This is a genomic window from Streptomyces sp. CT34 (assembly GCF_000805335.1).
Taxonomy (GTDB): domain Bacteria; phylum Actinomycetota; class Actinomycetes; order Streptomycetales; family Streptomycetaceae; genus Streptomyces.
The window spans coordinates 2,899,046-2,906,907 of sequence record NZ_KN708638.1 but is presented as its reverse complement, the minus strand read 5'-3'; the positions used below and the strand labels follow the sequence as shown (position 1 = coordinate 2,906,907).

General features: G+C 72.5%; 5 protein-coding genes and 1 pseudogene. All 6 read left to right on the top strand.

Annotation, left to right across the window (positions count from 1 at the left end; translation table 11 throughout):
* The first annotated feature begins 248 nt into the window (after positions 1-248).
* Entirely contained in the window at positions 249-1,241 is a 993-nt protein-coding gene (iolC, locus tag RZ84_RS12735) for a 5-dehydro-2-deoxygluconokinase (RefSeq protein WP_043264415.1), read from the top strand.
* A gap of 277 nt (positions 1,242-1,518) precedes the next feature.
* Positions 1,519-2,406, top strand: coding sequence for a Cgl0159 family (beta/alpha)8-fold protein (locus tag RZ84_RS12730; RefSeq protein ID WP_043264414.1), 888 nt, complete (start codon positions 1,519-1,521; stop codon positions 2,404-2,406).
* 448 nt (positions 2,407-2,854) lie between these two features.
* Complete coding sequence (iolB, locus tag RZ84_RS12725) at positions 2,855-3,781, top strand: 5-deoxy-glucuronate isomerase (protein WP_043269766.1); 927 nt, start codon at positions 2,855-2,857, stop codon at positions 3,779-3,781.
* The gene (gene iolD, locus RZ84_RS12720) at positions 3,778-5,724 is read left to right on the top strand and encodes a 3D-(3,5/4)-trihydroxycyclohexane-1,2-dione acylhydrolase (decyclizing) (RefSeq protein ID WP_043264413.1); all 1,947 of its coding nucleotides are present in this window, start codon (positions 3,778-3,780) and stop codon (positions 5,722-5,724) included. The genes iolB and iolD overlap by 4 nt, the downstream gene beginning before the upstream one ends.
* A 39-nt stretch (positions 5,725-5,763) precedes the next feature.
* Positions 5,764-7,257, top strand: coding sequence for a CoA-acylating methylmalonate-semialdehyde dehydrogenase (locus RZ84_RS12715; protein ID WP_043264412.1), 1,494 nt, complete (start codon positions 5,764-5,766; stop codon positions 7,255-7,257).
* 134 nt (positions 7,258-7,391) lie between these two features.
* Positions 7,392-7,862, top strand: a pseudogene (locus RZ84_RS12710) (hypothetical protein); the annotation flags it as partial.

Below are 7,862 nucleotides of genomic sequence, written 5' to 3'. Positions count from 1 at the left end.
GATGGGTTGGTGGGCGGGTTGGAGGTTGGTGTGTCGGGTCTGGGGGTGTTGGGGTGGGGGGGCTCGGGTGGGATTTTGGGGATTTTGTGGGGCGGGTGGGTCGGCTCGGCAAGGATGGACGTCAGAATGTAAGGACAAAGTGTTGACAGGGATTGAGGATGGCGGTTAGACCTTTGGGCGGAGCTGAAGCCGGCTGAGAGGGCCGGTGCCGATCGACCCGCCGCGCCGGGCGACCCGAAGGGGCGTATATGACCGAGCCGTACGACCTGATCACCATGGGGCGCATCGGGGTGGACATCTATCCGTTGCAGGTCGGTGTGCCGCTCGCGCAGGTGGAGACGTTCGGGAAGTTTCTCGGCGGGTCCGCCACCAATGTGGCGGTGGCGGCTGCCCGGCTCGGGCGGCGGAGCGCCGTCATCAGCCGTACCGGGCGGGACCCGTTCGGGGACTACATCCATCAGGCGCTGCGCGACTTCGGTGTGGACGACCGCTGGGTGAGCGCGGTGGACGACTACCCGACACCGGTGACCTTCTGCGAGATCTTTCCGCCGGATGACTTCCCGCTCTACTTCTACCGCCGGCCCAAGGCCCCTGACCTGGTGATTCATTCGGGCGAGCTGGACCTGGAGGCCATCGCGGCGGCCCGGATCTTCTGGATCACGGGTACCGGGCTCTGCGAAGAGCCCAGCCGCGGTGCGACGTTGGCCGCGCTGGAGGCGCGGGAGCGGCGCGGCACCACGGTCTTCGACCTCGACTGGCGCCCGATGTTCTGGGGCGGGGAGGGCGGCGCCTCCGGGGACGGCGGGGTGTCCGGTGCCGCGGCGATGGCGTCCGCCCGGCCGTACTACGAGGCCGCGTTGAAGCATGCGACGGTCGCGGTGGGAAATGTCGACGAGGCCGAGGTCGCCACCGGACTGCGGGACCCGAAAGCGTGTGCCCAGGCGCTCCTCGACATGGGTGTGGAGCTCGCCGTCATCAAGCAGGGGCCGAAGGGGGTGCTGGCCGTCCATCGCGACGGGCGTACCGCCGAGGTTCCGCCGACCCCCGTCGAGGTCGTCAACGGGCTCGGTGCCGGGGATTCGTTCGGCGGGGCGTTGTGCCACGGGCTGCTCTCCGGCTGGGAGTTGGCGCCGATGATGCGCTACGCCAATGCCGCCGGGGCCATTGTCGCCTCGCGGCTGGCCTGTTCTTCCGCGATGCCGACGGCGGACGAGGTCGAGGCGTTTCTCGCGGATCGGTGAGGGAGGGCCCTGATCCGGTCCCGGGGCGGCTCGGTACGAGTCCCGTTCGTCCCGCTGTCCGACCCGCCCGTCGTCCGACCGCCCGGCCGTCCCGCGGTCCTCCTGTTCCCCCCTCCCCGCCTCGGGGCGAGGTCTCGTGCTTCCCCGCTGCTGTGCGGCCTCCCGTCTCACGCGGCTCCGCCCCGGCCCGTCCCGTCCCGCCGCAGCCCGTCCCGGCCCGCTGCAGCCCGGTCCGTCCAGCTGCCCCACCCCCACCCTCAAGAAGGTGAGTTGAGCCTTGACCCCTCGGATCAGTGACCTCGCGACGCTGCGGGCGCGGCATCCCCGAGCCGTTGCGGAGGCCGCCGCCCGCCGTACCCGCCGTCCGTTGCTGGGCGACAGCGGCCGGCTGATGATCGTCGCCGCCGACCATCCGGCCCGGGGCGCGCTCGCCGTCGGTGACCGCCAACTGGCCATGGCCAACCGCCTCGACCTGCTCGAACGGCTGGTCCTGGCGCTGTCCCGGCCCGGGGTGGACGGGGTGCTGGCGACCGCCGACATCCTGGAGGACCTGCTGCTGCTCGGCGCCCTCGAAGGCAAGGTCGTCATGGGCTCCATGAACCGTGGCGGCATCGCGGGCGCCGCCTTCGAGATGGACGACCGGTTCACCGGGCACCGCCCCCAGGACATCGCGCGGCTGCGCTTCGACGCCGGCAAGCTGCTGCTGCGCATCGATTACGACGATCCGGGATCGCTGACCACTCTGGAGAGCACCGCTCGCGCCATCGACGCGATGGCCGAACGCGAACTGCCCGTATTCGTGGAGCCGTTCCTCTCCCGCCGGATAGACGGCCGGGTCCGCAACGACCTGAGCCCCGAAGCCGTCACCCGCTCCGTGGCCATCGCCTCCGGCCTCGGCGGCACCTCCGCCTACACCTGGCTGAAGCTCCCGGTCACCGACGACCCCGACGCGATGGCCCGGGTCTGCGAGACCTCCACCCTGCCCACCGTCCTCCTGGGCGGCGACATCGGTGGGACCGTACGGGACCAGGAAGCCGCGTACGAGAAGTGGCGCAAGGCGCTGCGGCTGCCGACCGTGCACGGGCTGGTCGTCGGCCGTTCGCTTCTCTATCCGGCGGACGGCGATGTGGCGGCGGCGGTCGACACGGCGGTGGGGCTGCTCTAGTCCTGTCCCCGCAGGTGTGTTCCGGGAAGGTGTGCCCCCGGCAGGTGGCTTCAGGGCCCGGGTCCGGCGCCGCGTGGCGCCGCGCCACGACCGCCTCGCGCCGCCCCCTTGGCTGCTGGCACGCCCGCCGCCCGACGCGCTCCCGGCCCCCGCCGAGCCGTCTCGCCCCGCCTCCACAGCGTCGAGATGTTCACTGTCAGTGGTGAGTAGGAGACTTGTTGTCATGAGTGCTGAGATCACAGATTCCCGTTCCGCTGACGGGCCTGACGGGTCTGACGCGTCCGGTGGGTCCGGCGGCCCCGGCGGGTCCGGAGGCGTCGGCGGCACCGGCGGACCTCGCGAGCCCGGTGTGCCCGCCCGGCTCCCGGCGTCCGGCGCCGCACCCGCCTCCCCGGCGTCCGGCACCGCCCCGGCCGCCTCCGCCTCCCCGGCCGCCTCCGGTTTCCACATCCCGGCGGGTCGCGGTGCCGACGGCCCGTACGCCCTCGACATCAGCCCGGAGAAGGCCGGTTGGGGGTATTCCTCGCTGCGGATCCTCGATCTGCCGCCGGGTGGGCACCACTCCTTCGCCACCGGAGACAGCGAGTGGATCGTGCTGCCGCTCTCCGGTGGCTGCACGGTCGTGACGGACAGTCCCGACGCGGACGGCCCCGGCACGGAGGACACCGGCACGGACGCCCCCGACGCGGCGAGTTTTGAACTGGCCGGACGGGAGAGCGTGTTCAGCGGGGTGACGGATTTCGCCTACGTACCGCGGGACGCGCGGGTGCGGATCGCCAGTGGTGCCGGCGGGCGGTTCGCGCTCACGGGGGCGCGCTGCGAGCGCCGGCTGCCGGCCCGCTACGGTGCCGCGTCCGACGTCCCGGTGGAGCTGCGGGGCACCGGCACCTGTTCGCGGCAGGTCAACAATTTCGGTGCGGCGGGCGTGTTCGCGTGTGACCGGCTGATCGCCGTGGAAGTGCTCACCCCCGGGGGCAACTGGTCGTCGTATCCGCCGCACAAGCACGATGAGTGCCGTCCGGGGGAGGAGGCCGAGCTGGAGGAGATCTACTACTTCGAGATCGCCGCCGCCCACGGTACGCAGGGGCTCGGCTATCAGCGCGTGACGCCGTCCGGGCGCGGTCGCGGTACGGACGTCCTCGCCGAGGTCCGCGGCGGCGACGCGGTGCTGATTCCGGACGGGTGGCACGGCCCGTCCATCGCGGCCCCCGGGCACGACATGTACTACCTCAACGTCATGGCGGGGCCCGGGGAGACCCGTGAGTGGCTGATCTGCGACCACCCGGATCACGGCTGGATCCGCGGTACGTGGCCCGACCAGCCCGTCGACCCCCGCCTCCCCCTCTACCAAGCACCCTCAGGAGACCCCCGATGAGCGACCGGACGACGACCGGCCCGGACAGCGCCCCGGCGGGCACCCGTCATCTGACGGTCGCCCAGGCCCTGGTCGAGTTCCTGGCCCACCAGTACACCGAGCGGGACGGCCGCCGGCACCGCCTGATCAGCGCCTGCTGGGGCATCTTCGGGCACGGCAATGTCGCCGGTATCGGGCAGGCGCTGCTGGAGTCCGGCAGCGCGGCTCCCGACGGGGCGGGCGGCGGGGCCCCGAAGCTGCCGTATTTCCAGGGGCGCAACGAACAGGCCATGGTGCACGCGGCCGTCGGTTACGCCCGGCAGTGCGACCGGCTCTCCGCGCAGGCCGTGACCACCTCCATCGGGCCCGGGGCCACCAACCTCGTCACGGGCGCCGCGCTCGCCACCGTGAACCGCCTCCCGGTGCTCCTGCTGCCCGGCGACGTGTTCGCCACCCGGCCCGCCGATCCGGTCCTCCAGCAGCTCGAAGTGCCGTCCGCGGGCGATGTGTCGGTCAATGACGCGCTGCGCCCGGTCTCCCGCTACTTCGACCGGGTCACCCGGCCCGAGGCGCTGATCCCGGCCGCCCTCCAGGCGATGCGGGTGCTCGCCGACCCGGTGGAGACCGGTGCGGTCACCCTGGCCCTGCCGCAGGACGTGCAGGCCGAGGCGTACGACTGGCCGGAGGAGTTCTTCGCCGACCGGGTCTGGCGGGTCCCGCGGCCCGCCCCGGACGCCGCCGCGCTGGCTGCCGCGGTGCGCGCCGTCCGGGAGGCCCGCCGGCCGCTGGTCATCGCGGGCGGCGGTGTGCACCACAGCGAGGCGGAGGACGCGCTCCGGGAGTTCGCCGACGCGACCGGTATCCCGGTGGCGTCCACCCAGGCGGGCAAGGGTTCGCTGCGCCACGACCACCCGGCCGATGTCGGCGGGATCGGGCACACGGGCACCGCGACCGCCGACGCGCTGGCCCGCCGGGCCGATCTGGTCATCGGGGTCGGCACCCGGTACTCGGACTTCACCACCGCCTCGGCGACGCTCTTCGCCGAGCCCGGCGTCCGCTTCGTCAACCTCAACATCGCCGGCTTCGACTCCCACAAGCTCGGTGCGCTCGCCCTGGTCGCCGACGCCCGCGCCGGACTCGAAGCGCTCACCGCCGCGCTGTCCGGCCACCGCGTCGACGCGGCGTACGGGGCGGAGTACGGGGCGGCGAGGGCGGACTGGGAGCGCCGGGTGGATGCCGCGTTCGGGGCCGGGGATCCGTCCGCGCGGCCGTCCCAGACGCAGGTGCTGGGGGCGCTGGACGCGCTCGTCGACGACTCCGACATCGTGATCAACGCGGCCGGTTCGCTCCCCGGTGACCTGCACAAACTCTGGCGCGCCCGGTCCCGCCGGCAGTACCACCTCGAATACGGCTACTCCTGCATGGGCTATGAGATCCCGGCCGCGATCGGGGTGCGGATGGCCGCTCCCGACCGTCCGGTGTGGGCGCTCGTCGGCGACGGTACATACCTGATGAACCCCACCGAAATCGTCACCGCGGTGCAGGAGGGCATCGGCATCACCATCGTCCTCATCCAGAACCACGGGTACGCCTCCATCGGCGGCCTCTCCCAGGAGACCGGCGGCGAGCGCTTCGGCACCGACTACCGCTTCCGCGCCGCGGACGGCACGTATACGGGCGAGCCGCTGCCCGTCGATCTCGCCGCCAACGCCGCCTCCCTGGGCATGCGGGTGCTGCGCGCCGCGACGGTCGCCGAGCTGCGTGCCGCGCTCGCCGAGGCGCGTGGCGCGAAAGCGCCCACATGTGTCTATGTCGAGACCGGAACGACCGACACTGTGCCGGGCGCGCCGCCCGCCCAGGCCTGGTGGGATGTACCCGTTGCCGAGACCGCGACGCGGCCGGCGGCGGTCGCCGCCCGCGCGGCCTACGACCGGCAGGTCGCCGCCCGCCGTCGCCACCTCTGAACATCCGCTCGCTGTCGCACCGTACGAAAGGCCCCTCGCATGAAGACCATCAACCACTGGATCGGCGGGAAGCCCGTCGAGGGCGTCTCCGGCAACTACGGCCCGGTCTACAACCCGGCCACCGGCGCCCAGGAGAAGCAGGTCGCCTTCGCGACCGCCGACGAGGTCGACGCCGCGGTCCGCGCCGCCCGGGAGGCGTTCGGCACCTGGGGCACCAGCTCCCTCGCCAAGCGCACCGCCGTGCTGTTCAAGTACCGCGAGCTGATCGACGCGCACCGGGACGAGATCGCCCGGCTGATCACCGCCGAGCACGGCAAGGTGCACTCGGACGCGCTCGGTGAGGTCGCCCGTGGCCTGGAGATCGTCGAGCTGGCCTGCGGTATCCCGGAGAAGCTCAAGGGCGAGCTGTCCACCCAGGTCTCCACCAGGGTGGACGTGGCCGCGATCCGGCAGCCCCTCGGTGTCGTGGCCGGCATCACGCCGTTCAACTTCCCGGCCATGGTGCCGATGTGGATGTTCCCGATCGCCGTCGCCTGCGGCAACACCTTCGTCCTCAAGCCCAGCGAGAAGGTGCCCAGCGCCGCCCTCAAGCTCGCCGAGCTGGCCGCCGAGGCGGGCCTGCCCGACGGCGTGCTGAACATCGTCAACGGCGACAAGGTGGCCGTCGACGCCATCCTGGAGCACCCCGGTGTCGCCGCCGTCTCCTTCGTCGGCTCCACCCCCATCGCCCGTTACATCCACACCACCGGCACCGCCCACGGCAAGCGCGTCCAGGCGCTGGGCGGCGCCAAGAACCACATGCTGGTCCTCCCGGACGCCGACCTCGACCTGGCCGCCGACTCCGCGATCAACGCCGCGTACGGCTCGGCCGGTGAGCGCTGCATGGCGGTCTCCGTGGTGGTCGCTGTCGGCGACACCGCCGACCCGCTGATCGGCAAGATCAAGGAGCGCGCCGGCGAGCTGCGGATCGGCCCCGGCGACGACCCGGCCTCGGAGATGGGCCCGCTGATCACCAAGGCGCACCGCGACCGGGTCGCCTCGTACGTCGCCGGTGCCGCGGCCCAGGGCGCCGACGTCGTCATCGACGGCACCGGCTACACCGTCGAGGGCTACGAGGACGGCCACTGGATCGGCATCTCGCTGCTCGACAACGTCACCCCGGAGATGGACGCCTACCGCGACGAGATCTTCGGCCCGGTGCTCTCGGTGGTCCGTGTGGAGACGTACGAGGAGGCCATCGAGCTGATGAACTCCTCGCCGTGGGGCAACGGCACCGCGATCTTCACCCGGGACGGCGGCGCGGCCCGCCGCTTCCAGCTGGAGGTCGAGGCCGGCATGGTCGGGGTGAACGTGCCGATCCCGGTCCCGGTGGGCTACCACTCCTTCGGTGGCTGGAAGGACTCGCTCTTCGGCGACCACCACATCTACGGCAACGACGGCGTGCACTTCTACACCCGCGGCAAGGTCGTCACCACCCGCTGGCCCGACCCGTCCGACGGTGGTATCAACCTGGGCTTCCCCCGCAACCACTGACGGTCCGCCGACCGGCCGTGCGTCGGCCGTCCCCCGGGGCGGTCGGCGCACGGCCGCGGGTCAGGGGCAGACCCCGCAACGTGCGTGGCTGCGGTGCTCTCCGCGTCGCGGCACCGACACAACCGGGGGATGTCATGCCACGCAGTACCGCGCTCGCCAAGGGCGCCCGGATCACCGGCGGGCTCTTGTGCCTGCTGTTCTTCCTGTTCAGCGCGTACTGGCCGGCGGTCGACATCGGCCAGTTCGGCATCGTGGGCGTCTGGGACAGCTGGACCGGATCCCGTGCGCCCGGCCCCAACGAGGTCGGCAACCCCGTCCAACTGGGCGTCCTGCTGCTTCAGTTGACGGCCGTCATCGCGGCCTTCGCGAGCCGCCGGGCGGCCGGCTGGCTGTCGGCCGTCGCCACCGCCCTCACCTTCGCCACCGCCCTCCAGGCCCCGGTGAGCGTCGGCAGCCACACCGCCGACGACCGCTGGTTCGTGCACGCCGAGACCGGCCCCCTGGACCTTCGACGGCGTCTTCCTCAGCGGCCTCGCGCTGTTCCTGCTGTCCGTGGTCGCCGGCATCGTGCTGCTGGCCGGGGTGCGCTCCTGGCCGCGGGCGAC